The sequence below is a fragment of the Bacillus pumilus genome (assembly GCF_003431975.1).
Classification (GTDB): domain Bacteria; phylum Bacillota; class Bacilli; order Bacillales; family Bacillaceae; genus Bacillus; species Bacillus pumilus_N.
Genome location: NZ_CP027116.1, coordinates 413,172 through 438,585, shown reverse-complemented (window position 1 = coordinate 438,585; position 25,414 = coordinate 413,172). Strand labels below are relative to the sequence as shown.

The 25,414-nt window shown below is 40.4% G+C and carries 23 protein-coding genes; 11 read left to right on the top strand and 12 right to left on the bottom strand.

All coding sequences use genetic code 11. The annotated features are described in order from the left end of the window. Positions 1-26: 26 nt before the first annotated feature. From C5695_RS02095 to C5695_RS02070, 6 genes are all read right to left on the bottom strand, one after another. Entirely contained in the window at positions 27-773 is a 747-nt protein-coding gene (locus C5695_RS02095; RefSeq protein ID WP_117728730.1) for an amino acid ABC transporter ATP-binding protein, read from the bottom strand. Between the two features lie 12 nt (positions 774-785). Beyond that, the gene (locus C5695_RS02090) at positions 786-1,460 is read right to left on the bottom strand and encodes an amino acid ABC transporter permease (RefSeq protein ID WP_117728728.1); all 675 of its coding nucleotides are present in this window, start codon (positions 1,458-1,460) and stop codon (positions 786-788) included. A gap of 24 nt (positions 1,461-1,484) precedes the next feature. Further along, on the bottom strand, positions 1,485-2,279 hold the full coding sequence (locus tag C5695_RS02085) for an amino acid ABC transporter substrate-binding protein (protein ID WP_117728726.1): 795 nt from the start codon (positions 2,277-2,279) through the stop codon (positions 1,485-1,487). 22 nt (positions 2,280-2,301) lie between these two features. After that, complete coding sequence (locus C5695_RS02080) at positions 2,302-2,805, bottom strand: GNAT family N-acetyltransferase (protein WP_117728724.1); 504 nt, start codon at positions 2,803-2,805, stop codon at positions 2,302-2,304. Between the two features lie 17 nt (positions 2,806-2,822). After that, entirely contained in the window at positions 2,823-4,148 is a 1,326-nt protein-coding gene (locus C5695_RS02075) for an LLM class flavin-dependent oxidoreductase (protein WP_117728721.1), read from the bottom strand. Positions 4,149-4,349: 201 nt separating this feature from the next. Further along, the gene (locus tag C5695_RS02070) at positions 4,350-6,158 is read right to left on the bottom strand and encodes a right-handed parallel beta-helix repeat-containing protein (protein WP_410369219.1); all 1,809 of its coding nucleotides are present in this window, start codon (positions 6,156-6,158) and stop codon (positions 4,350-4,352) included. Positions 6,159-6,396: 238 nt separating this feature from the next. On the opposite strand from C5695_RS02070, the gene C5695_RS02065 reads away from it, so the two are divergent. Then, complete coding sequence (locus C5695_RS02065) at positions 6,397-7,890, top strand: peptide MFS transporter (protein WP_117728717.1); 1,494 nt, start codon at positions 6,397-6,399, stop codon at positions 7,888-7,890. 86 nt (positions 7,891-7,976) lie between these two features. On the opposite strand, the gene uxaC is transcribed toward C5695_RS02065, so the two are convergent. From uxaC to C5695_RS02050, 3 genes are all read right to left on the bottom strand, one after another. Then, positions 7,977-9,413, bottom strand: coding sequence for a glucuronate isomerase (gene uxaC / locus C5695_RS02060; RefSeq protein ID WP_117728715.1), 1,437 nt, complete (start codon positions 9,411-9,413; stop codon positions 7,977-7,979). Positions 9,414-9,493: 80 nt separating this feature from the next. Next, positions 9,494-10,591, bottom strand: a complete 1,098-nt coding sequence (locus C5695_RS02055; protein ID WP_117728713.1) for a Gfo/Idh/MocA family protein — start codon at positions 10,589-10,591, stop codon at positions 9,494-9,496. Positions 10,592-10,654: 63 nt separating this feature from the next. Continuing rightward, positions 10,655-11,821 (bottom strand): Gfo/Idh/MocA family protein, encoded by a 1,167-nt coding sequence (locus tag C5695_RS02050; RefSeq protein WP_117728711.1) that lies wholly within the window; start codon positions 11,819-11,821, stop codon positions 10,655-10,657. A gap of 351 nt (positions 11,822-12,172) precedes the next feature. On the opposite strand from C5695_RS02050, the gene C5695_RS02045 reads away from it, so the two are divergent. The 4 genes from C5695_RS02045 (at position 12,173) to C5695_RS02030 (ending at position 16,451) form a co-directional block, all read left to right on the top strand. Next, positions 12,173-12,850: a GntR family transcriptional regulator gene (locus tag C5695_RS02045; protein WP_117728709.1), complete on the top strand. Its 678-nt coding sequence runs from the start codon at positions 12,173-12,175 to the stop codon at positions 12,848-12,850. Between the two features lie 18 nt (positions 12,851-12,868). Beyond that, a complete protein-coding gene (gene uxuA / locus C5695_RS02040; protein ID WP_117728706.1) occupies positions 12,869-13,966 on the top strand; it encodes a mannonate dehydratase in 1,098 nt (365 codons plus the stop codon). Beyond that, complete coding sequence (locus C5695_RS02035) at positions 13,960-14,814, top strand: SDR family oxidoreductase (RefSeq protein WP_117728704.1); 855 nt, start codon at positions 13,960-13,962, stop codon at positions 14,812-14,814. The genes uxuA and C5695_RS02035 overlap by 7 nt, the downstream gene beginning before the upstream one ends. 83 nt (positions 14,815-14,897) lie before the next feature. Next, the gene (locus tag C5695_RS02030) at positions 14,898-16,451 is read left to right on the top strand and encodes an MFS transporter (RefSeq protein WP_117728702.1); all 1,554 of its coding nucleotides are present in this window, start codon (positions 14,898-14,900) and stop codon (positions 16,449-16,451) included. Between the two features lie 152 nt (positions 16,452-16,603). Here C5695_RS02030 and C5695_RS02025 read toward each other — a convergent pair whose 3' ends face one another. Continuing rightward, the gene (locus tag C5695_RS02025; RefSeq protein ID WP_117728700.1) at positions 16,604-18,037 is read right to left on the bottom strand and encodes an amino acid permease; all 1,434 of its coding nucleotides are present in this window, start codon (positions 18,035-18,037) and stop codon (positions 16,604-16,606) included. 324 nt (positions 18,038-18,361) lie between these two features. On the opposite strand from C5695_RS02025, the gene tcyA reads away from it, so the two are divergent. The 5 genes from tcyA (at position 18,362) to C5695_RS02000 (ending at position 22,256) form a co-directional block, all read left to right on the top strand. After that, a complete protein-coding gene (gene tcyA, locus C5695_RS02020; protein WP_003213831.1) occupies positions 18,362-19,177 on the top strand; it encodes a cystine ABC transporter substrate-binding lipoprotein TcyA in 816 nt (271 codons plus the stop codon). Beyond that, entirely contained in the window at positions 19,164-19,856 is a 693-nt protein-coding gene (locus tag C5695_RS02015; protein WP_012008905.1) for an amino acid ABC transporter permease, read from the top strand. Before tcyA ends, C5695_RS02015 begins: the two co-directional genes overlap by 14 nt. Positions 19,857-19,868: 12 nt before the next feature. Continuing rightward, positions 19,869-20,612: an amino acid ABC transporter ATP-binding protein gene (locus tag C5695_RS02010; protein ID WP_117728698.1), complete on the top strand. Its 744-nt coding sequence runs from the start codon at positions 19,869-19,871 to the stop codon at positions 20,610-20,612. Positions 20,613-20,759: 147 nt separating this feature from the next. Next, the gene (locus C5695_RS02005) at positions 20,760-21,404 is read left to right on the top strand and encodes a YczE/YyaS/YitT family protein (RefSeq protein WP_117732977.1); all 645 of its coding nucleotides are present in this window, start codon (positions 20,760-20,762) and stop codon (positions 21,402-21,404) included. Positions 21,405-21,563: 159 nt separating this feature from the next. After that, positions 21,564-22,256 (top strand): 4'-phosphopantetheinyl transferase family protein, encoded by a 693-nt coding sequence (locus C5695_RS02000; RefSeq protein ID WP_117728696.1) that lies wholly within the window; start codon positions 21,564-21,566, stop codon positions 22,254-22,256. Here the strand turns inward: C5695_RS02000 and C5695_RS01995 are convergent. Next, on the bottom strand, positions 22,253-23,590 hold the full coding sequence (locus tag C5695_RS01995; RefSeq protein ID WP_117728694.1) for an aminotransferase-like domain-containing protein: 1,338 nt from the start codon (positions 23,588-23,590) through the stop codon (positions 22,253-22,255). The genes C5695_RS02000 and C5695_RS01995 overlap by 4 nt on opposite strands. A gap of 130 nt (positions 23,591-23,720) precedes the next feature. On the opposite strand from C5695_RS01995, the gene C5695_RS01990 reads away from it, so the two are divergent. Then, complete coding sequence (locus tag C5695_RS01990) at positions 23,721-24,653, top strand: DMT family transporter (protein ID WP_117728691.1); 933 nt, start codon at positions 23,721-23,723, stop codon at positions 24,651-24,653. Positions 24,654-24,669: 16 nt separating this feature from the next. Here C5695_RS01990 and C5695_RS01985 read toward each other — a convergent pair whose 3' ends face one another. Further along, positions 24,670-25,410, bottom strand: a complete 741-nt coding sequence (locus C5695_RS01985) for a thioesterase II family protein (RefSeq protein ID WP_117728690.1) — start codon at positions 25,408-25,410, stop codon at positions 24,670-24,672. Positions 25,411-25,414 lie beyond the last annotated feature (4 nt).

The window sequence follows — 25,414 nt, the reverse complement described above, 5'->3', positions numbered from 1 at the left end:
CACCCCTCTAAAGAGTAAAAAGCAGCTTATGCCTCTTCAGCCGCTGCTTCTTTTTGGATAAATCGTTTTGTCCGTTCATTCTTCGTTTCATCAAATAGCTCAGTTGGTGTGCCCTGTTCAATAATATGACCATCCGCCATGAAAATCACATGGTCTGCGACTTCTCTTGCAAACGCCATTTCATGTGTGACGATGATCATCGTTGTTTCTTGAATCGCAATGGACTTAATGACTTGAAGCACACCTGAGACAAGCTCTGGATCAAGTGCTGACGTTGGTTCATCGAGCAGAATCGCATGTGGATCAACCGCTAATGCGCGGGCAATCCCGATTCGCTGCTGCTGTCCGCCAGATAAAGTGACTGGATAACTGTCAGCCTTTTGCTCTAATCCTACCTGCTTCAGCAGCTTCATTCCAATCTCATTTGCCTGCTGCTTCGTCATTTTTTTCGTCACAAGCAGTGATTCTGTGATGTTTTGCAGTGCTGTCTTGTTTTTAAATAGATTATAGTTTTGAAACACCATGGCCGTTTGTTGACGCAGGTGATGGGCTTCTTTACGTGTATATTTAGATGCATCTAGCTTCGCATCGCCAATTTCAATCATGCCTTCATCTGGTGTTTCTAGTAAGTTTAAGCAGCGCAGTAAGGTGGATTTACCGGAGCCAGAAGGTCCGATAATGGCCACAACCTGCCCTTTTTGTACGTCGAGATTGATTCCGTCTAAGACGACGAGGTCGCCGAATGATTTCTTCAAATTGGTGAGCTTGATCATGTCCACACCTCCTTAATTCCGGTAAGGTTTGCTGATTTTTCGTTCAAATAGGTCTTGGAGGAAGCTATAAATGATGGTCATCACCCAATACACAATCCCTACGGCTAAATAGGTTTCAAAGTATTTGTAGTTCGCCGACGCAATCATCTTCCCTTGTGCAAACATTTCTGCCACCCCAATCGTAAAGGCGAGAGATGTTTCTTTTAAAAGACCGATAAAGGTATTCCCCGTCGCTGGAATCGCATTTCTAATTGCCTGCGGGAAAATAATTCTGACGTAAGACTGCCATCTTGTCATGCCGACAGATAGACAAGCTTCCAGCTGCCCTTCATCTACAGAGTTGAGGGCCGCTCTGAAAATTTCTGCTAAGTATGCTGAGTTTTTAATACTTAATCCGATAATGACCGCTGTTAAGGCATCCATTGAAGTCATCGCAGGGAATAGCTGCGGAAGACCAAAATAAATGAGAAAGAGCTGAACCAAGGTTGGAACCGCTCTGAAAAAAGAAATATACAGCTTGGCAAATTGGTATAAAACAGGTATCCGGTTTTTCGTAATAAGAGCGAATACCACACCAATGAGAATGGCAAATACCATGGAGACAATCGCCATGAAGATCGTTATCGGCAAGTATTGAATCAATGTCGGAAAAACCGTCACCATATACTGCCAATCAATTTTGTTCATGTCTGCTCTTCACCGCCGCTGTCGCTATTTTTTAATTGGCACTGTGACATCGTCTTTGAAATACTTCTCAGACAATTTCTTCAGTGTCCCGTCTTCTCTTAATTCTTTGATTGCTTTGTTAAATTCTTCTCTTAGCTTGTCATGCTTTTCATCTTTGGCAAATGGATAGCCTACTTCTTCGTACACAATTGGGTTGCCGACGATTTTGAGCGGCAAACCTGTTTTTTCAATTTGAGCAAGTAATACGCTGCGTCCGTTGACATAAGCATCTACGCGGCCATTTGCCACTTCGTTTAAGACACCATCTTGCGTTTCATATGTTTTAATATTGATTTTTTTGTCTGGGTCTTTGCTCTCTAAGTTTTTGGCATGGTTAGAACCTAGAACCGCTGCCACTGTTTTTCCTTTTAAGTCATCAAGACCTTTGATGTCGTTGTTGTCCTTTTTAACGATAATTTGTGTTCCTGCGTAAGCATACGTATCTGTAAAGTTAAACGTTTGTTTACGCTCATCTGTGATCGCGACTTGGTTTGATACTGTATCTAGTTTACCGGATGTCAGCTGTCCCATCAGTCCGCTGAATTCACTCAGCTGCCAGTCTAGTTTGTAGCCAAGCTTTTTTGCAATCGCTTCTGTTACTTCAACATCGAAGCCAACAAGTTTGCCATTGTCTTTATAAGCAAACGGATAGCTTTGTCCTGTTGCACCTACTTTTAACACTTTTTCGTCTTTGCCTTCACCCTGATTGTTGCCGCCGCAAGCTGCTAAAACTGCCAGCATTGCTGCAAATAGAACGACTAGCCACTTTTTGTTTTTCATGCTCGTAAACCCTTCTTTCCTCTTATGATAGTGTCATATCTGACCTTAATTGTTTTTTAAAATAAACCGTCATGTGCCCCTTACCTAAATCCTTTTCTCCTGCTCTGACGTAGCCTTTGCGCTCATACATGTCCATGAGCCACGGATGCTTATCAGCTGTACCGAGAGACACGTATGGCACCTTCAGTGTATCTCTTAGCACTTCGGTTTCTACCCATTCTAACAAGGTAGAGCCTGTCCCTTTTTTGGCGGAAGGTTCTGAGGCAAACCACCAAATGTGAGGAACGCCGAACGGTCCTGGCTGCTCTCCCCAAGGCATACGGAGTGATAAGGTGGATAGAAGCTCTCCGTTTTCTTCCATTACATAGCAAAGATTCTTTTGTACATTATTCTGAACGAGAGCAAAATCGGCATGTGCTGCTTGGAACTGGATGCCGAGCTCACGAATTGGCTCATAGGCTCTTGTTGTCAGTTCAAGCAGTGCCTCTATATCTGCCTCTGTTGCTAGACGAAACGTGTATCCCAACGCTAGTCACCTCACCTTTATGTCGTGTAGCGATTTTTTGGCTGTGTTAATCCGAGATTTTCTCGTAAGGTTTGTCCTGCATAGTCTGTTTTAAATAAGCCTCTTTCCTGAAGAATCGGTACGACTCGATCTACGAACAGATCAAGTCCTTCTGGCAATAGTGGCGGCATGACGTTAAAGCCGTCTGCTGCTTCTTCATTGATCCATGTTTCCATCACATCTGCGAGCTGCTGCGGTGTACCAATGAAAATATGATGACCGCGAGAGCCGGCAACCGATTGATAGAGCTGGCGAATGGTTAAGTTATCCTTTCTCGCCATATTCATCACGAGATCAAAACGGCTTTTCACAGCATTTGACATGCTTGGATCAATCTCTGGAAGCGGTCCATCTAAAGGATACTGGGACAGATCAATTCCACCTAAGTAGTTTTGGAGAATGCTCAGCCCAATTTCAGGAACAATCAGCTCCTGTAATTCTTCAAACTTCGCTTTGGCTTCTTCCTCTGTATCAGCAATAATCGGGAAGATCCCCGGCATGATACTGACGTCCTCACGAGCACGACCAGCAGCCTCTACCTTCCCCTTCAAGCTTTGATAAAATTCCTTCGCTTTATTGAGGTCGTTTTGTGCAGTAAAAATAAGCTCCGCTGTTTTCGCTGCAAGCATTTGACCATCTTCGGAAGATCCTGCTTGAATGATCACTGGCTGCCCTTGAGGCGTGCGTGATACGTTAAGGGGACCTCTTACAGAGAAGAACTCACCTTTATGCTGGAGCTCATGAAGCTTACTAGATTCGAAGAATTCCCCCGTTTCCTTGTTTCTAATAAGGGCGTCTTCCTCCCAAGAATCCCAGAGACCTTTGACGACCTCGACGAACTCTTCTGCCCGCTCGTATCGTTTATGGTGCGCTAAATGCTCTTCTCCGCTAAAATTTTTCGCTGTTTCTTCAATAGAAGATGTGACCACATTCCATGCCGCTCTGCCGCCTGATAGATGATCAAGGGAGGCAAACTGTCTTGCAATATGGAAAGGTTCACTATATGTAGTGGATGCTGTTGCTGCTAAACCAATTGATGAAGTAGACTCAGCAATGGACGAAAGCAAGGTGAGCGGTTCAAATCTCGTCAATACATTCGGATGAGAGGTTTGATTAATGGATAGGCTGTCTGCTAAAAAAAGCAAATCTAGCTTTCCTTCCTCTGCTTTTTTCGCTAATTGTTTAAAATAATCAAGGTTCATGGCTGCATCTGATACGGCATTCGGATGTCTCCAAGAGGCAACATGATGACCAGTTCCTGCGATGAATACGCCTAGCTTGAGCTTCCTTTTCGGCTGTGACACTTGTTCTTCATCCTTTCTATATCCTCATATATCAAACTGAAGTCCTCAGAAGATACATTTTTCTGATTGAATTAATCGGTTTTATTCATAAAAAAAAGGGCAAATGTTGCGAAAAATGAAAAATAATTATTACTATATGCCCTTTTTACAGGATTGTCAACCGCCTTCTGAACCTCCAAAATAAGGGATTTCACTACTTTATCACGGTGTATCGATTTCAATATTTCCAATGAGCCGGTCTGTCGTGTGTGTCACCAATTGACTGCGTTCCAGCATGTTATGGGCGATGACGGAATGAGTAGAAGATATGGTGCGGACGGCAATCGCTTGTTGAGGAGATAAATTGATGATATTATTCCGCAGAACACGGGCTGAGGCGGCTTGATCGATAAAGATTGCCGTCGGCTGTCCGAGCGAACGATTTAAATAAAAACGGTTATCTCCGATCTGAGGTGAACCATGTTTAATATACATCACCACATATAAAGATGTTTCCTCAAAGGAATTGTCTTTGATTTCTAATGGACCGGTCGTGCTGCTGTATACGGCATAGTTTTGGTAGTGCTTAAAGCGATTTCGCCAAATGAAAGCCTTTGCATTTCCAGTAACACTAATCGTATACGAAGAAGCCAGCTCTGGATGCCCTTCTTGAATAAAGTGGTTGCCATTGATCCCAGCTTCCCCTTCCTGCACCCAGATCCCTCTGCTAAAATCTTTGAATTGATTGTGCTGGATCAGGATATTCGTTCCTCTCACCATCGCCGCATCGATCACCGAGTAGATTGTATTGTTTGAAAAGACGACGCTATCCGATTGATAGATTCTTAGCGCTGCGCTTCTTTGCCCTGTATTCGTCCCTGATTCAATATGGTTTCCTTCTATTAGAATACGATTCGCCATATAAACGGACACAGCCGCGTCTTCAAATAGACTGATCTTATTACCAGTAATGTGAACGCTGTCTCCCCTCACATCAATCCCTTTTTCAAACCCCTCAATCATATTGCCAATAATGATCACATTGTTTTCCGTTTGACCAAGAGAGACACCTAAGCTCGTAATCCCAGCTTTTGTAACGCCCCCACCCATTGCACGGATCAAATTGTTGGCAATGATCGTTTCAGTGGAGAAGCCATAGGAGATACTGCTATCGGTATGATTACCTTCAATAATGACACCATAGCCGTTGAAGTTATAAATGGAGCTTGCGGCACCCCCTCTGACGATGTTGTTTCGAATTTGGATATTCAGAGGTTCCTCCATATTCACCGCGTTTTCTCCGTAGCCTTCAATATCAATGCCCATTCTCGGCTCGACTCCGTCTACTCCTGCTCTTTCTAGCAGACAGTCCTCCACAATGACCCCATCACAGCCTGTAATCGAGATATTGTTACGCCTTGAATCTGTCATCGTGCACCCAGAAATATGAATAGACGCAGCAGGCGAGTATGGTTCATCTTCTGTCAATAAACCGTGGGGACTGACAATGATGCCATCTCCCGTACAATTTTTTATTTGGACATGATTGACCTCTACATGGGAGGCACCTTCAATACATATCCCAAAGCCCCATTCATGGGTTTTTCGTTCAGCGGGGAGCGGCTTGTATACATGCTCATGACGATCCCCTTCAATACGCCCGCCTCGAATGGTCACATGCTCAACCTTTCCTATATAAAAGGCTGCATACCCCCATGAATCATTTGGCTTTACCTTAATCACAGCATCCGGCGCCATCTCAATGGTTATATGACTCGGCACCCGTATACCCGCACCTCGGAAGGGAAAAAATGGATCACCTCTGTACACCGCATCAATCACATACGTGCCGCTCGGCAACCAGACATGGGAATATCCTTGTTCCTTCGTCCACTCTAAGCATTCATTGAGCATCTCTGTACAATCCGTTTTCCCATCCGCAATAACGCCAAAATCTTGTACATTCACAATGGGTTTTTTTAGATCAGATTCATTCAATTCCTCCAACCTAACCCCCTCCTTTTCACACATTTCCTCCTGTCATTCTATGCATGTGTAAACGATTTGCTTGTACAATCTTTCAAATTTTAGTTAAATTCTTCTACTATAACTTTCTGACCATTCTCACTTGAAAGAATTTTTCATTTTTTGAGTCTTTACGCCTATTGAACTAACATTTTCCTGTTTTAGAATAGTTTTATATTGACACAAGAACTATACAAGAATATCATTTTTCTCATATCTCTTTTTTTAAGAAAGGATCTATGCCATGTCTACAATTGACCACGATAAAATTGTTAAAAGTGTTCCTCAAAAAGGTTTTTTTGGACACCCTAAAGGACTTTACACACTGTTTTTCACTGAATTTTGGGAGCGTTTCTCCTATTACGGCATGCGTGCACTGCTTATTTATTATATGTACACAGAGGTGACAAAAGGCGGTCTTGGTTTTGATCAAACGACAGCCAATTCGATCATGTCTGTCTACGGTGCACTTGTCTATATGTCAGGTATTATTGGCGGATGGCTTGCCGACCGGGTATTCGGTTCGTCCAGTACGGTCTTTTATGGCGGAGTTTTTATTATGCTTGGGCATGTCATTTTGGCTTTGCCAAGCGGCGCAACAGCGCTCTTTATAAGTATGGGACTAATTATTATTGGAACAGGCCTTCTGAAACCGAACGTTTCAAACATTGTTGGCGACCTCTATACAAAAACAGACCCTCGTAGGGATTCTGGTTTTAGTATTTTCTACATGGGGATCAACATGGGTGGTTTTATTGCCCCGTTAATTGTCGGAACACTCGGTCAAAAAGTGAACTTCCACCTCGGATTCTCACTTGCTGCCGTAGGGATGCTTGTTGGACTGATTACATTTGTGATCACGAAAAAACCAAACCTTGGTCTTGCCGGCACTTATGTGACAAATCCACTATCAGCTGTTGAACGCAAGAACTTCAAAATTTTCGGAACATTGGTCATCATTGTGCTCGCTGTTTTTGCTGTCATTGGCATTCGAACTGGCGCACTCACGATTAACCTATTCACTTGGTTTGTCAGTGTCCTTGGCGTGCTCATTCCGATTGTTTATTTCATCATCATGTATTTCAGTAAAAAGACAAGCCCAGTGGAGCAATCGAGGGTTCTCGCTTATATTCCATTGTTCCTTGCGGCGGTTATGTTCTGGGCGATTCAAGAACAAGGCGCAAACATTTTAGCCACATATGCGGATCAACGAACAAACTTGAATTTCCTTGGGATGACACTTGCCTCTTCGTGGTTCCAATCATTGAACCCAATCTTTATTGTGCTACTGTCTCCTGTGTTTGCTTGGTTGTGGATTAGACTTGGAAAGAAACAGCCGTCTACCCCAATTAAATTTTCACTCGGCCTTCTGTTTGCAGGATTATCCTTCATCATCATGATCATTCCTGCCTACATATCTGGTCCGAATACACTTGTGAGTCCATTATGGCTCGTACTGAGCTTCTTCCTTGTCGTGATCGGAGAGCTCTGCTTATCACCAGTTGGGCTATCAGCGACAACAAAGCTTGCACCTGCTGCCTTCTCAGCACAAACGATGAGCCTTTGGTTCCTTTCAAATGCGATGGCACAGGCAATCAATGCGCAAGTGGTCAAACTATTTGATAAAGTGCCAGAAACCGTCTATTTCGGTATCATTGGATTGCTCGCCATCGTTTTATGCGGTGTGATGCTGCTCTTTACACCAGTGATTAAGAAAGCGATGAAAGGCGTTCATTAATAAAAAACTGGACATGAGTACGTCATGTCCAGTTTTTCACTTTATTGATGATCCGTCTTCATATAGAAATTTTATATCTTACTGCATTATTCATTCGTTTTCATTGGTACTGTCTCATTTATTTCAATGTTAAAATAATTCACGGCATTGTGATAACAAATATCTTTGACTATTTTTCCTATAAATTCGTAATCCCTTGGAAGCTCACCATTTTCTATCCAAGTCCCAAATAAATGACATAAAATTCTTCTGAAATATTCATGGCGAGGGAACGATAAAAAGCTTCTTGAGTCTGTAAGCATACCTACAAAAGTGCTAAGCAAACCTATATTAGATAATGTTTTCATTTGATCTAGCATGCCGTCTTTTTGATCATTAAACCACCACCCGGATCCAAATTGAATTTTTGCTCTGGCATCAGAAGACTGAAAATTCCCTATAGTAGAGGCCACAATCGCATTATGAGCGGGATTTAAATTATAGATAATGGTTTTAGGTAAAAGGTTGTCTTTGTCTAATTCATTCAAAAAACCATTTAAATGTCTTGCTAGGTGGAAGTCAGACATAGAGTCGTACCCACTATCTTTTCCCGTTAACTTGAACATTCGTGTGTTATTATTCCTTAAAGCACCTATGTGTAATTGCATGGTCCAATGAAGAGAATGATATTTTTTACTCAGGTGAAGAAGAGTATTTGTTTTAAATTTATTGATATCCTCTAGGGATAGTGTTTTTCCTTGTAGAGCACGCACAAATATAGAAGACACTTCTTGTTCAGTAGCTGGTGAAAATGGAAATATTTCAAAACCATGATCAGAAATTCTGCATCCATTCGCGTGAAAATAATCAATTCGTGAATGTAATGAAGCGATAAAGTTTTCATATGTTAAAACAACGCCGTTGATTGAATCACCTAATTTTTCTATATAATTCACAAAATTTGATTGTTCAATATTTAAAGCATGATCCGGTCTAAATGTAGGTAGGACCCTAGTTGTAATTCCTACATCTTTACGTATGATTTGATGAAATTCTAATGTATCGATTGGATCATCAGTCGTACATACAATTTTTACATTAAATTTTTCTAAAATTCCATTTGTGGACATGTTACTTTCATTTAATCTCTCATTACAGATATCCCAAACTTGATGTGCATTTTTTTCTGAGAACAACTCATTTATATTGAAATATCGACTTAATTCTAAATGTGACCAATGATAAAGAGGGTTTCCTATTGTATATGGAACAGTTTGGGCCCAAGCTAAGAATTTTTCCTTGTCACTTGCATTCCCCGTGATAAATCTTTCTTCTACGCCTAACCATCGCATAGCCCTCCATTTATAGTGATCTCCATTAAGCCAAATATCAGTCATATTTTCATATTTTTTGTTAGTAGCAATGTCATCAGCCATTAAATGCGTATGAAAATCATAGATTGGCATATTTTTCGCGTAATCATGATAAAGCACTTTTGAACTTTCATGATTAAGCATCATATCTTCGCTTAGGAATGTAGACAATATAGTCACCTCTATACTCATGTTTAGAAAATCAATTAAATGAAATAAGGTGTTATGAACAAAAATAACACCTCACTTTTTTAGATCTTACTTAATTCAAACTCCGTATTTACGTAGATTGCGTCTCGTTGTGCAATTAAGCATAGTTCTGCGGCTTTAAAAGTATGTTCTTGAGTCATAGCATTTTCAGTATCGTTTAAACAATCTAAAATAAGTTCACCAAAGTAAGGAAATCCTACTTCTCCATTTAGAGAAAAATGCTGCTCTGTATGTTGATTTACTAAGTATAAATGGTCTCCTATTTTATCCCTTGCTATGTCTACGTATTTGCGAATTTCAATATACCCATCTGTTCCAAGAATGAATGTGCGCCCATCCCCCCAAGTGCTAAGGCCATCAGGAGTCAGCCAGTCTACTCTAAAGTAGTTTGTAGCCCCATTATCAGCAATCAAAGTAGCATCACCAAAGTCTTCTAATTCTGGATATTGATGATGCTTATAATTGCCCACTTTACTATGTACAACTTTTGCATCTTTTGCGCCAGAATAGAAAAGGAATTGTTCAATTTGGTGACTGCCAATATCACATAGAATACCTCCATAATATTCCTTTTCAAAAAACCAGCTTGGTCTGCTTTCTACATTACTACGATGTGGGCCAGTTCCAAGAACTTGTACCACTTTTCCAATTGCTCCTTGTTCAATCAATTGACCAGCAAATACGGCACTCTCCACGTGCAAACGTTCACTATAATAAACAGCCCATTTAAGCCCCGTTTCAGCTGTTTTTTTACGAGCAAGCTGCAATTGTTCTAACGTTGTAAAAGGTGATTTATCCGTAAAGTAATGCTTACCATGATCTAAAACACGCAGCCCTAAATCACAGCGTTTAGATGTAATGGCTGCGCCTGCCACGAGCCTTACATCTGGATCTTCGAGAATTTCTTTCTCACTTTTGGCTACCTGTACCTCCGGATAAGCTTTACAAAATTCTTGTACTTTTTTCTGATCATGATCATAAACCCATTTTAATGTAGCCCCAGCCTCAGTTAATCCATTGCACATTGCATAGATGTGTCCATGATCAAGACCTATAGCTGCCATGACGAATTGTCCTTCTGTAACGACAGGGGCACTTTTTCCCTTAGGAGCATAATTCATTCCATCACTTTTCTGCATGATTGTTCCTCCTCAAGTAGCTTCCAGTTTATTTTGAATACTTATAACTTAATAACGTTAGACTTATATTTTCTCGTAATTTCCTCCAACGGTTATCGCATCGTCTGAAAAATTTTCTACACTTGCTTGTTTTTCATAAAAATGCTTAACGTTCGCGAGCATTCCTTCACGTGTATAAAAAGGATCGTCTGCTGAAAGAGGAAGCTTCACATGAACACCTAGGTTTGCAGATTTATAGATGGCTGTAATAAGTTCTAGTGTCTTTCTTCCTTCTGTTCCATCAATTAGAAGCTTCTGGTTACCCTTGATAGCCATTAAAAAATTATTTATTTGTCCTTTATGCCCTTCAAATAGTAATTCCGGATATTGATGAAAAGCTTCCTGAATACGATTTTCTAAATCCTCATCATTTTTCTCTTGAGGAAACCCATTTTCTTTAGCTATTTGAGCAGTTACTTTCCATGGGACAGATACTCTAGCTTTTTCACCTTGAAAAATCAGTTGTTGTTCTTCTCCATGATGAACAACAGAACTGGTTACTTGTGCTAAGCTACCATTTCCATAGCGAAGTACAGCAATAGAAAGGTCTTCAACCTCTGCATTATCATGCAAGGTATTACTAGTTGCTGCAAAAATGTCAGTCGGCAATCCTAACATCCATTGCAACATATCAATATGATGGACAGCATGGTTAAGTGTACAACCTCCACCTTCTTTTTCCCATGTACCGCGCCACCATAAATCATAATAACTATGACCACGCCACCAAAAAGAATCAACTTGAGTATGAGCGATTTTTCCAATGAGGTTTTGATCAAGGACATGTTTTAATCTCATAATGGGAGTCATAAACCTGTTTTGAGCAACAACAGATAAAAGCTTCTGGCTTTCAATAGATGCTTTTATCATTTCGTCACATTCTTTTAAAGAAGAAGCCATAGGTTTTTCTACTAAGACATGTTTGCCTGCTTTAAGAAAATCGATGGCAATGGTTGCGTGCATATAAGGAGGTGTACAAATGGAAACGGCATCAATTGTAGGATCATTCAATAACTCTTGGTAGTTAGCGACAACTCGTGCTTCTAGGTTATATTTTGTTGCTGCAGACATTGCTTTTTCAGGATAAATATCAGCTAAAGCTACAATTTTACTCATTTCAGGCATTGCAAGATAAGCCTCGATATGGGCAGTTGCAATAGATCCAGTTCCTATAATGGCGATGTTGGACATATCAATCTTTCCCTTCTGCAAGAAGATAAATTTTTACTTCCAATAATAAGATAGCGCTTTCAAAAAAAACTTAATGATTCACCTAACTGATAGATCAGAGTACCGTTCATTTTATTAATATTCTAGTTATACTAGTATGGTAGATCAAACACATTATAACTCAATCTTTTTGAATTTTGTATATTTTTTTGAATTTTCTTTTTAATATCCCACACTTTTATGATTGATCATGGCTTACATAGTGGAATCATCAAGAGATGCTCACAGTGAAAGTATTCAGAAAAATTAAATTAATATCTACCATTCTAATGTGCTTGTATGGTAGTATGTTAGAAAAAGGAGATTAGAATAATGAATATTGATTTTAAAAACCAAAACCTCTCTACGAGGGAACAAGTTTACAATATGCTAAAAGATCAAATATTAAGCCTGAAGCTTCCACCTGGAACAAATATTTCTGAAAAAGAAATATCAATTCAATTTAATGTGAGTCGAACTCCTGTAAGAGAAAGCTTTTTAAAATTATCTCAAGAAGGATTATTAAGTATTTATCCTCAACGAGGTACATTTGTTTCTTTAATTGATTTGAACCTTGTGGAGGAAGCACGTTTTATGCGAGAACATCTCGAGAAGGCAGTGATTAGACTAGCCTGTCAGGAATTTTCTGAAGAGCTGATGAATGATTTAGATATGAATTTAAGTATGCAAAAAATTTGCGTTAAGAAAAAAGACTATAAAAAAATGTTTGAATTAGATGAGGAATTTCATAGAACTATTTTCAAACGGTGTAAAAAAGAAAAAACATGGTTAGTTATTCAACAGATGAATGTACACTTTAATAGGAGTCGCATGTTAAGGCTAGTAACAGATTATAATTGGGATAATATTCTTTCTCAACATGTAAATATCTTCAAAGCTATACAAGATCAAGATGCTGATAAAGCTGAAAAAATCATGGAAGAGCATTTGAAAATTGCACTTGTTGATAAAGAATTATTGAAGAAAGAATATCCAAATTATTTTAAATAAAATTAGGGGTGATGGTAGATGAGGATGACATTTAGATGGTTTGGAGAAGGAAACGACACGATCACACTGGAACAAATAAAGCAGATTCCAGGAGTGGAAGGAATTGTTTGGGCACTGCATGATGTGCCCGTAGGAGAAGAGTGGCCAATAGAAAGAATGTTAGAAATGAAAAAATTAGCTGATAAACATAACCTTCATATTGAAGTGGTTGAAAGCGTGAATGTTCATGAAGACATTAAGCTCGGACTTCCAACTAGAGATCGATACATAGAAAATTATAAGAAAACAATTCAGAAGCTAGCAAAGGTGGGTGTTAAAGTCATATGTTATAACTTTATGCCTGTCTTCGATTGGATCCGTACAGACTTAAATAAAACACTTTCTGATGGATCTACTGCTCTATTTTATGAACATAGTCGAATTAAAGATATTGATCCGAAAGATTTAGTAAATAAAATTAGTGAGAACTCCAGTTTAACCATGCCAGGTTGGGAACCAGAGAGGTTAAATCACCTTCACCAACTTTTTGAAGCCTACAGAAATATAACAGAAGATGATTTATGGGCCAACTTGAAATATTTTTTAGATCAGGTTATTCCAATTGCAGAACTTCATGATATAAAAATGGCTATTCATCCTGACGATCCACCTTGGCCTGTCTTTGGTCTACCACGAATAGTAACTAACCAAAAAAATATCAGAAAAGTTTTACAACTAAATAGTAGCCCATATCATTGTATAACGCTCTGTACAGGATCTTTAGGAGCAAACTTAGAGAATGATTTAGTTTCTATGATTCACGAATTTATTGATAGAATACCATTTACTCATATAAGAAATGTACGTGTATATGATAACGGGGACTTTGTTGAAACATCGCATCGATCAAAAGATGGATCAGTAGACATTTCAGCCATTATACATGCTTATAATGAAAGCGGATTCAAAGGTTATTGTCGACCTGATCATGGAAGACACATTTGGGATGAACAATGTAGGCCTGGATATGGTCTTTATGATAGAGCACTTGGAATTATGTATTTGTGGGGAGCTTGGGATGCTTTAAAAAATAAACATTCTGTACGAAAAGAAGCAAAGGTGGAAACGACATGGTAAACATACAAGAAAATAAAAATTTAGATGGTAAAGTAGCTGTCATAACAGGAGGAAGTGGCGTACTTTGCAGCGCCATGGCAAAGGAACTTGCTAGACATGGCGTGTCTGTGGCTATTTTAAATAGAACAGTCGAAAAGGGTGAAAAGGTAGCCGAAGAAATTAATCTTATGGGCGGGAAAGCGATTGCGATAAAATGTGATGTGATGAATAAAGATAGTGTGGAACAAGCCGAGAAGATTGTAACAGAGGAATTAGGCATGTGTACAATATTGATAAATGGAGCTGGTGGTAACCACTCAAGTGCAAATACAACCAACGAAATATTTCAAACAGAAGACCTTACTAATCCTAAGGTAAATACTTTTTTTCATTTAAGTACAGATAGTGTGCAAAATGTATTTGATTTAAATTTTATGGGGACTTTCATTCCTACACAAATTTTCACTAAACATATGGTTCATCAAAAGGGAGCAGTTGTCATCAACATGTCATCTATGAGTGCCCCTTCTCCAATGACCAAAGTGCCTGCTTATAGCGCGGCAAAAGCAGCAATTGAAAATTTCACCAAATGGTTAGCTGTTCATATGGCTGAGGCAGGAATTAGAGTAAATGCAATTGCACCGGGCTTCTTTTTAACCTCACAAAATAAAAACCTTCTCCTAAATGAAGATGGAGATTATACAGAGAGGTCACATAAGATTATTTCGAACACACCAATGAGAAGGTTTGGTACGCCAGAAGATCTTCTTGGTACCCTATTATGGCTTGTTGATGATCATATGTCAGCATTTGTTACCGGCGTGACAATTCCTGTTGATGGAGGTTTTATGGCGTATTCAGGTGTTTAATATTTTTATTTTTTCCTTGTCATACATCTTTATTTTATATGTTTTTTTAAATTTATAAGTAGGCTTGGAAAGGAGAAATAAGAATGCAGACTGAGAGCAGGAAACTAACACTCAAAAATTATATTGGTTATGGAACAATGGATTTATTTGGAGGGGGAGCATTCGCTATAATAGGCGCATGGATGTTATATTTTTTCATTACATACTGTGGTCTTACCCCTGTTGAAGCAGGATCTATTATTGCAATTGCACGTATTATTGATGCGATAGCAAGCCCAATTATGGGCCATATCACTGATAATTTTGGTCGTACAAAACTTGGGAAAAAATTTGGAAGACGCAGGTTCTTTTTGCTAGTTGGAAGCCCTTTAATGGTTATTTATTCTCTTCTTTGGATTTCTGATATGAATTACTGGTACTATTTAACGGTTTATATTTTGTTAGAATTCCTTGCAGCAATGGTATTAATTCCATTTGAAACACTTGGAGCTGAAATGACGAATGATTTTAATGCACGGACCAAGCTCTCAACAATCAGATTAATCTATTCAGGACTAGGAACATTTTTAGCTACCTTTATTCCAGGCAGATTATTCGAAATATTCGGAAAAGATTCACCCCAAGTTTTTCTTTACAATGGGATTATCTTCACCTTTATTTTTATGGCCGCATTATTAATTACACATAGAACAACATGGGAACGTAAAATAGAAGAAGACATGATAGAACCGGATGGTGCAGAAAAAGTACCTGCTATAGAATCCATAAAAAAATTCATCATTGACTTAACATCTACTTTTAGAATTAGAAGTTTCCGTCAGCACCTCACGATGTATATTTGTTCGTTTACGGCCATGGATATTTTAAACGCTGTCTTTGTCTACTTTGTTGTGTTTTCTTTAAATAAAGATGCAGTGTTGGCAGCCGATTTATTATCTATTGGTTCATTACTTCAAATGGTATGTACAATATTGTTTGGTTGGCTCGTGATTAAAATAGGTCCTGCGCCATCTTTGAAAATATCTTATATTGCTATTATTACATGTATCAGCGGTTATATATTTTTATACTTCACACAACCAACTTATATGATTATAGCGCTGTATGCTTTCTCTGTTATCTTAGGAATCGGAAAGAGTGGATTATATTATATACCATGGAATATTTACACTTTCATTCCTGATGTAGATGAAATGGTCACTCGTAAAAGAAGAGAAGGAATATTTGCAGGTATTATGACTTTTACACGCAAGAGTACTACAGCTGTAGCCACATTCTTGGTAGGAGTTATTTTACAGGAAAGTGGATTCGTTGCAAATGCGACGACACAGTCTACTACAGCAATAAATGGGATTGTAGGTATTCTGTTTTTCGGAACTGTAGGGCTAGTCGGTATTAGTTTAGTTATTTCATTTAGATTTAAATTATCTAAGAAAACTCATTCCATTATGATTAATGAAATTAATAGGTTAAAGAATAATGGTTCAATGGAACAGGTTGATAATGAAACAAGAAGTGTTTTGAAAGCGCTAACAGGATGGGATTACGAGAAGCTTTGGGGTAATAATAACGTAGGATATCAGAATAAGCGCCAACATTTTGAACAACAAGATTTTAAACGGCAGGATATGAACTAACTTTTGTTGTTAGTTGAGAACTACAGCTCAGTTAAATAGTCCTTCTATTGATATGAGAGGTTTCAGAATCACTTCAAGAAAAAAACACCTTCAGATTGATATCAGAGGTGTTTTAAAATATCTTATATTCTTAAATCTAGTGTTTTTTGATTTTAAAACCGAATCTCGTCTTCTCCACGGATTTGCAGCTTCAGCGGCTCACTTTGTGCCTGATGCTTTTTCACATAGCGGTGATAGACGACATACCCAATGATCATGAGAGGGACGCCGACATATAACCCGATGCGCTGCTCCTGATCAAAGGCAAGGCTGACCAACACGATGGTGTTGAGTGTAATCGCAATAATCGGCAGAACCGGATAAAGAGGGGTTTTAAATTTTAAGTTTTCTAGCTTGCCGCCTGCTTTAAGATATCTTCTGCGGAAAAGCATCTGTGATAATGTAATGGTGATCCAGCCAGTCTGGGCACTCATGCCGGCAATGGACACGATCCAGGCAAATACCGTTTTCTCTGCAAAGAACCCGGATAATAGCGAAATCCCTGTAAATAGGAACGTGAGCAATAACGCATTCATCGGAATGCCGCGCTGATTGACGCGTCTGAACGCTTTTCCTGCCATTCCTTCTTTCGATAAGGAATACAGCATTCTCGTCGATGCATACAAGCCAGAGTTGGCGACAGATAATAAAGCAATGATAATGACAAAGTTCATCATGTCTGCCGCAAAAGGGATTCCTGTTCTCTCAAACACAGTAACAAATGGACTTTGCAGAACACTCGCTTCCTTCCATGGCACCATTCCCGCTAAAACGAAAATAGATAAGACGAAAAAGACGAGCGTACGCCAAACGGTTTGATGAATGGAGCGAGGAACGGTTTTCTCAGGGTTTTCACTTTCTCCTGCCGCAATTCCGATCAGTTCAGTTCCTTGGAATGAAAAGTTCACCGTGATCATCGTGACCACCACAGCGAGCAATCCATTTGGAAACAATCCATCACTCACAAAATGACTGAAGTAAGGAGCAGGTTCACCGCTCGTTGTTTCAATAAAACCAAACATCGCCGCTCCACCTACGCCTATAAAGAGTAAAATGGCAATAATCTTAATAGTGGAAAAGAAAAACTCCGACTCCCCGAACGCTTTCGCCGACCGGGCATTTAATAAGAAAAGACATAATCCAAATATGAGACACCAAATCCACACATCCACTTGCGGAAGCCAGCGCCTCATCAGCTGTCCTGCTGATAAAAATTCTAGGGCGACCGTTGCCGCCCAGCCGAGCCAATAAATCCAGCCGACAGCAAAACCTGCTGCAGGGCTGACAAATTTCGTCGCATACGTATGAAACGACCCGGACACAGGAAGGGCGACCGACAGCTCTCCAAGACACAGCATCGTTAAATACATAATCAATCCGCCCACAATATAAGAAAGAACGGCTCCGACCGGCCCTGCTTGTCCAATCGTATAGCCTGTTCCAAGGAAAAAGCCTGTCCCAATGACACCGCCAAGTGAAATCATAAATAAATGGCGGGAAGTCATCGCCCTTTTCAGTTGTTCGGGCTGATTTTGTCCAACATCCACAATGATGCCCTCCTTCTTCTAAGATGTTCTGTTATCAAAACATGTCTCCATGTGATTATTCTAATTTTAAAACAACCTACTAATTATACATCTTTTATAATAAATATTCTTCCTTCTATGGTCACTGTCTCAAAGTCTTTATTTTAGTAATGTTCGCACAAATAAAAGATCAAAGCCTTTGTAGACGAGAGAGGTTTGAAAGAAATGGGTTGCGGGCATAAAGTTGGTGAGATTCGCTCAAGCTAGTTTCAAATGCTTTACTTTTAGGTTGCTTCTCTGTAAGATCATATGTTGTAAATACCAACAAGAAAAGTGGGGAATAAAATGAAAAAAATGTTCTTTGCCATTATGTTAGGCGCTTGTGTTGCATTGATCACGGCATGTGGATCTGGTGCAAGCGACAACGCAAATAAACAATCTGGGTCTAAGGAATCAGGTGACCTTTGGAAATCCATTCAGGATAAAGGTGTTCTGACGATCGGAACAGAGGGTACTTATGCTCCTTTCACATTCCATGACAAAAAGACAGATAAATTAACTGGCTACGATGTAGAAGTCATCACAGAAGTAGCAAAACGTCTTGACTTAAAACCTGAATTCAAAGAAACACAATGGGACAGCATGTTTGCTGGACTAAATTCAAAACGTTTTGACGTGGTAGCGAACCAAGTTGGTAAAACTGGACGTGAAAATCAATACGAGTTCTCTGATAAATACACAACGTCTCAAGCCATTGTTGTGACAAAATCAGATAACAACGACATCAAGAAACTATCTGATGTCAAAGGCAAAAAAGCAGCGCAATCATTAACAAGTAACTACAATAAACTAGCAACAGATGCTGGCGCTAAGATTGAAGGCGTTGAAGGTCTTGCACAATCGATTCAATTGATTCAGCAAGGACGTGCTGATTTGACGTTCAATGACAAGCTGGCTGTATTGAATTACTTGAAAACAAGCGGGAACAAAAACCTAAAAGTTGCATTTGAAACAGGAGATCCTCAAGAAACTTACTTCGCATTCAGAAAAGGCAGCGGCGAAGTCGTTGACAAAGTGAATGGCGCATTAAAAGAAATGAAAAAAGACGGTACACTTGCTAAGATTTCTAAGAAATGGTTTGGTGAAGATGTTACAAAGTAATACCCTAGGAGTCGTCATTCCTTGGGATCTTCTTCAGCAATCTTTTTGGCCAATGGTGATGCAGGGGATTTATTATACAATCCCCCTTGCCATCATTGCCTTTATTATTGGTATTTTTATCGCGCTTGTGACAGCTCTTGCTAGAATGTCTAAAATCAAAGCCCTCAGATGGATTTTCTCCATCTATGTGTCGGCCGTTCGTGGAACGCCGCTTTTTGTGCAATTGTTTATTATTTTCTATTTCTTTCCGACATTTAATATCACACTAGATCCATATCCAAGTGCCATTATCGCTTTTTCATTAAACGTAGGTGCATATGCATCGGAAATTATCCGTGCATCCGTCTTGTCTGTTCCTAAAGGACAATGGGAAGCAGGTTATTCAATTGGGATGACGCATCGTAAAACGCTCGTCCGCGTGATTTTACCGCAGGCTGTACGTGTATCGATTCCACCACTATCTAATTCATTCATTAGTTTGGTGAAGGATACATCTCTTGCCTCCCAAATCCTCGTGGCAGAGATGTTCCGTAAATCACAGGAAATTGCTGCGGCAAACTTGGATCAGATCTTGTTCATTTATATGGAAGCAGCCCTCATCTATTGGGTATTCTGCTTCATTCTATCGCTCGTTCAGCATCAAATTGAAAAACGACTTGATCGATATGTCGCAAGGTAAGGAGGGAAAGACATGCTAACAGTCAAAGGCTTAAACAAATCCTTTGGTGAAAATGAGATTTTAAAGTCGATTGATTTTACGATCAACAAAGGGCAGGTTGTGGCGATTCTTGGTCCATCAGGTTCAGGAAAAACAACGATGCTTCGCTGTTTAAATGCACTTGAAATTCCAAATGCCGGCTCCTTTACCTTCGATGATTTCTCGATTGATTTTTCTAAAAAAAATAAACAAGCTGATTTGCTGAAGCTTCGCCGCAAGTCAGGCATGGTATTTCAGGATTATCACCTATTTCCCCATCGCACAGTGCTTGAGAACGTGATGGAAGGTCCTGTCCAAGTGCAGCGCCGTCCAAAGGAAACGGTTCGAAAAGAAGCCATTCAGCTATTAGAAAAAGTCGGTCTGGAAGATAAAAAAGACCTTTACCCTTTCCAGCTGTCAGGCGGTCAAAAGCAGCGTGTCGGCATTGCCCGTGCACTTGCCATTCAGCCAGAGCTCATGCTTTTTGATGAACCAACCTCTGCACTTGACCCTGAGCTTGTCGGTGAAGTCTTAAAGGTCATGAAGGATTTAGCGAAAGAAGGCTGGACCATGGCGGTTGTCACACATGAAATCAAGTTTGCCCAAGAAGTGGCAGACGAAGTGATTTTTATTGATGGCGGCGTCATCGTCGAACAAGGTCCTCCAGAAGAAATCTTCAAACGACCGAAGGAAGAACGAACAAAACAATTCTTAAACCGGATTTTGAATCCAGTATGATCATGAAAAAAGGCTGTTCTCGCTTGGTGAGAACAGCCTTTTTTTATCTTTTTAAAAGTAAGCGATTACAATTGAGCAAAGCCATTTAAAGGGGTGTGAGAGTATGTTACGATGGAAATCGAGTGTTTAAGAAAGAAGGGAATGCTTTTGAAGCGGGAACATCTTTTACGTTGGTTTTTTTATTTTGTTGGACTGATCGTACTAGCTTTTGGACTATCGCTGACAGTGAAAGGAAAGATTCTTGGGATTGGTCCTTGGGACGCCTTCCACTACGGACTGTTTCAGCACTTTGGACTCACGATTGGACAGTGGTCCATCATTATTGGTGCACTCATTGTGACAATGACTTCTGTTTTTACGAAATCATTTCCAAAAATCGGCGCATTACTGAACATGGTGCTGATTGGTATGTTTATAGATTTCTTTAATGCGGTATTGCCTGCACCACACGGGTATTTACCGGCTTTATATGTGTTTATTACGGGCGTTGTGGTTTCAGGTTATGGTGTTGGCATTTATGTCTCAGCCAATCTTGGCGCCGGACCAAGGGATTCATTAATGCTGCTCATCTCAGCGAAAACTGGCTTGAACGTGCAGTGGGTGCGAAATGGCATTGAGTTAACCGTGCTTTTATTTGCATGGATGCTCGGCGGACCAATTGGCGTTGGCACGATTCTGACCGCCATCTTCACAGGTCTCGTCCTTCGTTTCTCTTTGCCGCAATCGACACGGCTCCTAGAGCTGCTTATTACCAAAACAGCAGAGAAACCAGTTCAAACGGTTATCCGATAAGAACAAGCCATTCTACAAAAGAATGGCTTTTCTTGTGCAAAAATCACGAATATATGAGACTACTATGATGACGTCTTCACTTTATGCTTTTATTGAAAAGGATGCTTCGCACTGTGTTCTTCCAATGGTACAATACATGTAAAAACGTTGAGGTTCATTATGAAGATTTTCGCTATTCAATTACAACAATTAGATGAAATCAATGCACGAAAGCAAATCGATCAATTGAAACCCTTTGTGTCAGCTGAAAAGCGTGCTGCCGCTGAGCGCTTTCGTTTTTTGATTGATGCTAGAAGAACTCTGTTAGGTGAGGTGCTGGTTCGTCAAATGATCCATGAAATGTACGATCTGCCTTTTGATGAGATCGTTTTTGAAACAGAGGGCAATGGCAAGCCTGTCGTCCGGCACATTCCTTCCTTTCATTTTAATCTTTCTCACTCCGGTGATTGGGTCGTATGCGCAATAGATGATGCACCTGTAGGTATTGATATTGAGGAGATCAAACCGATTGATCTAGCGATTGCCAGACGATTTTTTTCAGCAGATGAGTATGAGGATTTACTTTCACAGCCGGAAGAAAGGCAGGAAGCCTACTTCTTTCATCTCTGGTCAATGAAAGAAGCCTTTATTAAGCTGACGGGGAAGGGATTATCCTATGGTCTTTCGTCCTTTACAGCCCGCCTGTCAGAGGATGGACAGGCGACGCTTTCATTACCTGACCATGAAGCGCCTTGCTTTGTTCAAACATACTCACTCGATCCTGCCTACCAAATGGCGGTGTGTACAAGAAAGCCTTCTGCGGCTGAACTTGTTGACGTTCTCTCTTGCCATGATGTGCTGTCTCGTCTTTAATATCGCCCAATTTGCTGAAATGCTGTCTTTATCAAATCGACTCCACGTGTGATTTGCTCTTCTTTCACATGCCAAATGTTTAACTGAAGAATGGGGTCTTTTTGATAGGTCGACAGATAATGGCGGTCGATTGACTGAATGGAAACAGATGCCTTTTTCAGCTGCTGAATGAGCTGGTTCATCGGAATTGACCGATCGAAACGTACATGTGTATGAGTAGCTGGCTCCTCTTCTCCTAGTTGATAAGCGATTTGATCGTTTTTCAGGCATGTCACTAGCTGTTTGGATCGGTTTCGATAGGTTGTCTGCATTCTGTCTCGATGCCGTTCAAACATCCCGCTTTTCAAATATATTTCTAAGGCTGCCTGTGACAGCATGGAGCTGTCGATATCAATGAGCCGTTTGTGTTCGCTAAAAGGTCTAATCAATTCCTCAGGTAAGACGACCGCTCCTGTTCGAAGTCCTGGAAAGATGATCTTGGAGAAGCTTTTTAAATAAATGACCTTACCCGCCTGATCGTATGAATAGATCGGGTCTCTTTTTGCATCAAATTCTAAATCGGCTATATAATCATCTTCAACGATATAGACATCATATTTCTCGGCAAGAGCTGCAATCGCTCTTTTCTCCTGCTTTGACAAGCTCGTTCCAAGCGGGTTTTGAAACCTCGGCATCGTATAGAAAAAACGAATCTCCTCTTCTCGAAAGATGCGCTCCAATTTCTGAAGGTCAATTCCCTTTTCCGTCCGCTGAATCCCCATCACAGGCAGTTGATTTTTTTCTAAATATTGAAGGTATAGGTGATACCCTGGCTGTTCGACTAGTATGGTCTGTTTGGCATTCGGAAAAGGGATGGTGCTTAAAATGGATAACGCCAGCTGAATACCAGAAGTCATAACGATTTGTTCTGGATTTGCAAACACTTGATAATCCATTAATCGCTTAGAAATGACTGGCAGCAGCGAGGGTAATCCATTGGCTGTGCCGTAAATAAACAAGTCATTTTGATACAAATCGATAGCTTGGTTGATGCAGTGCTGGAAATCAACATATGGAAACACGACGGGATCAGGTGCAGATGAAGCAAAATCAATCCATGTGCTATCCTCTTTCCCCGCTGACTGCTTTGTTTTCACGACATAGTAGCCGCTTCTTTCTACAGAATATAGCAGATGTTCACGTTCTAATGTGTCTAGTGCTTTGATGACAGTGCTTTTACTTACTGCATATTGAGCCGCTAAATGGCGAATGGAAGGGATCTTTATGCCAGCACGGTATTCACCAGATGCCATTTTCTCTTTTAAGCTGAGAACAAGCTGATCATATTTCCTCACATCACTTCCTCCTTGTACCGGTACAGATATCATGTTCTCTTATTGTACACCTTAGATGATCCAATTACGATAAAAGAACAGAACCGGTCAATTCATCTGAAGCATGCATGCTCGTATAAGGAGTCACGTTGTGAATATTTTAAAACAGAAAGCGTATGCTGCCGCAATAGGCTACGCAACGATCATTGGCTTTTCATTTTTATTTGTCAAAATTGCATTAGAGTCAGCAAACCCAATCGATTTATTGGCACACCGCTTTACGATTTCTTTTGCAGCCGCACTATTGCTGTATCCATTTTTACGAAAGAAGAACCGCCTCTCCATTCAATGGCGTGACCTTCTCTACATCGTACCGTTTTCCTTGCTTTACCCTGTGCTGTTTTTTGCGTTTCAAGTATGGGGGCTGATGTATACCTCTTCGTCAGAGGCTGGCATCATTCAAGCAACGATTCCCATTCTGACGATGGTGCTGGCCGCGTGGTTTTTGAAGGAACGCGCGACATGGATCCAAGTGCTGTTTACCATTCTTTCGGTGTGCGGGGTAATGCTTCTCTTCGTCATGAAGGGAATTGATGTGAAGCATTCACACATGATCGGCTATGCACTGATATTACTTTCAGCCTTATCCTCCAGTGCATACAGTGTATTTGCCCGGGTGATTACACGGCGCTTCCATGTGATTGAACTCACCTTTGTGATGACATTTTTTGGATTTGTCTTTTTCAATGCCGCTTCGCTCATCCGGCATTCAGTAAACGGAACAACAGTGCAATTTTTCAGCCCATTCACACAACCATCTTTTGTATGGTCGATGCTCTTTTTAGGCATTCTTTCATCGCTTCTCACGGCATATTTATCAAACTATGCCCTCTCTCAGCTCGAAGCGGCAAAGGTCAGCATCTTTAACAATTTATCTGCGTTTATAACTGTCGCCGCCGGGGTCCTCATTTTACATGAAACAATCGATTGGTATCATCTCATCGGAGGTGTGCTGGTCATTGGCGGAGTGATTGGCGGGAATGTGGTGAAAGGCAGAAATCATGAGAAAAAGCGGTCCCTTTAATGAGGACCGCTTTTTATTAATGTTTGATGAGGTGTTGATTGATTGTCAGGTCAATCACTTGTCTCATCTGTTCTGCGAAGTGCTTGAGGTGTGTGTTGATGTACATGTGGCCTCCATCAAAATTGGTGCGTTCGATGGTTTTTGCCCATGGCAGCCAGCCGTTTGCATCTTGCATGCATTTTTCATCTTGTGTTCCATTGAATAAATAAACGGGTGTTTCGATGATGAATTGATCCTTGTGCTGGAAGGTTTCCAGCGCTTGATAGTCTGCACGTAAGGACGGCGTAAAGTAATCCATCATGGGTTTGTTCTCTAATAATTCTTTTGGAATCCCTCCCATTTCGGCAATATGCTGAACAAATGCTTCATTGGATAAATGAGTCAGGATCTGTCGTTTTGTTTGCGGCGGCTGAATGGCGGAGATCACGACTGCTGCCGGATCAATTCCTTCCTTTTCTAGTAGCTGCGTCAGTCTATACACGACAAGTCCTCCCATGGAATGTCCGAACAGGATAAATGGGCGGTTCAGTTTGCCCGTGAGTCCTTCTTTGTATAGCTCAGCCAATCGGTCAATGCTCGTTTCGAGCGGCATGAGATTGGTTCCATGCCCTGGGGGCTCTGCTGCTGTTACTTCGGCAGTGCCTTTTAGTTGTTCAAAGAGCGGACGGTACGAGGCGGAGTAACCACCTGCAAAAGGAAAACAAATAAGTTGAATAAGTTCTGATTTTTTTTCAAAGGTTTTAAATAAATGATTCATACGT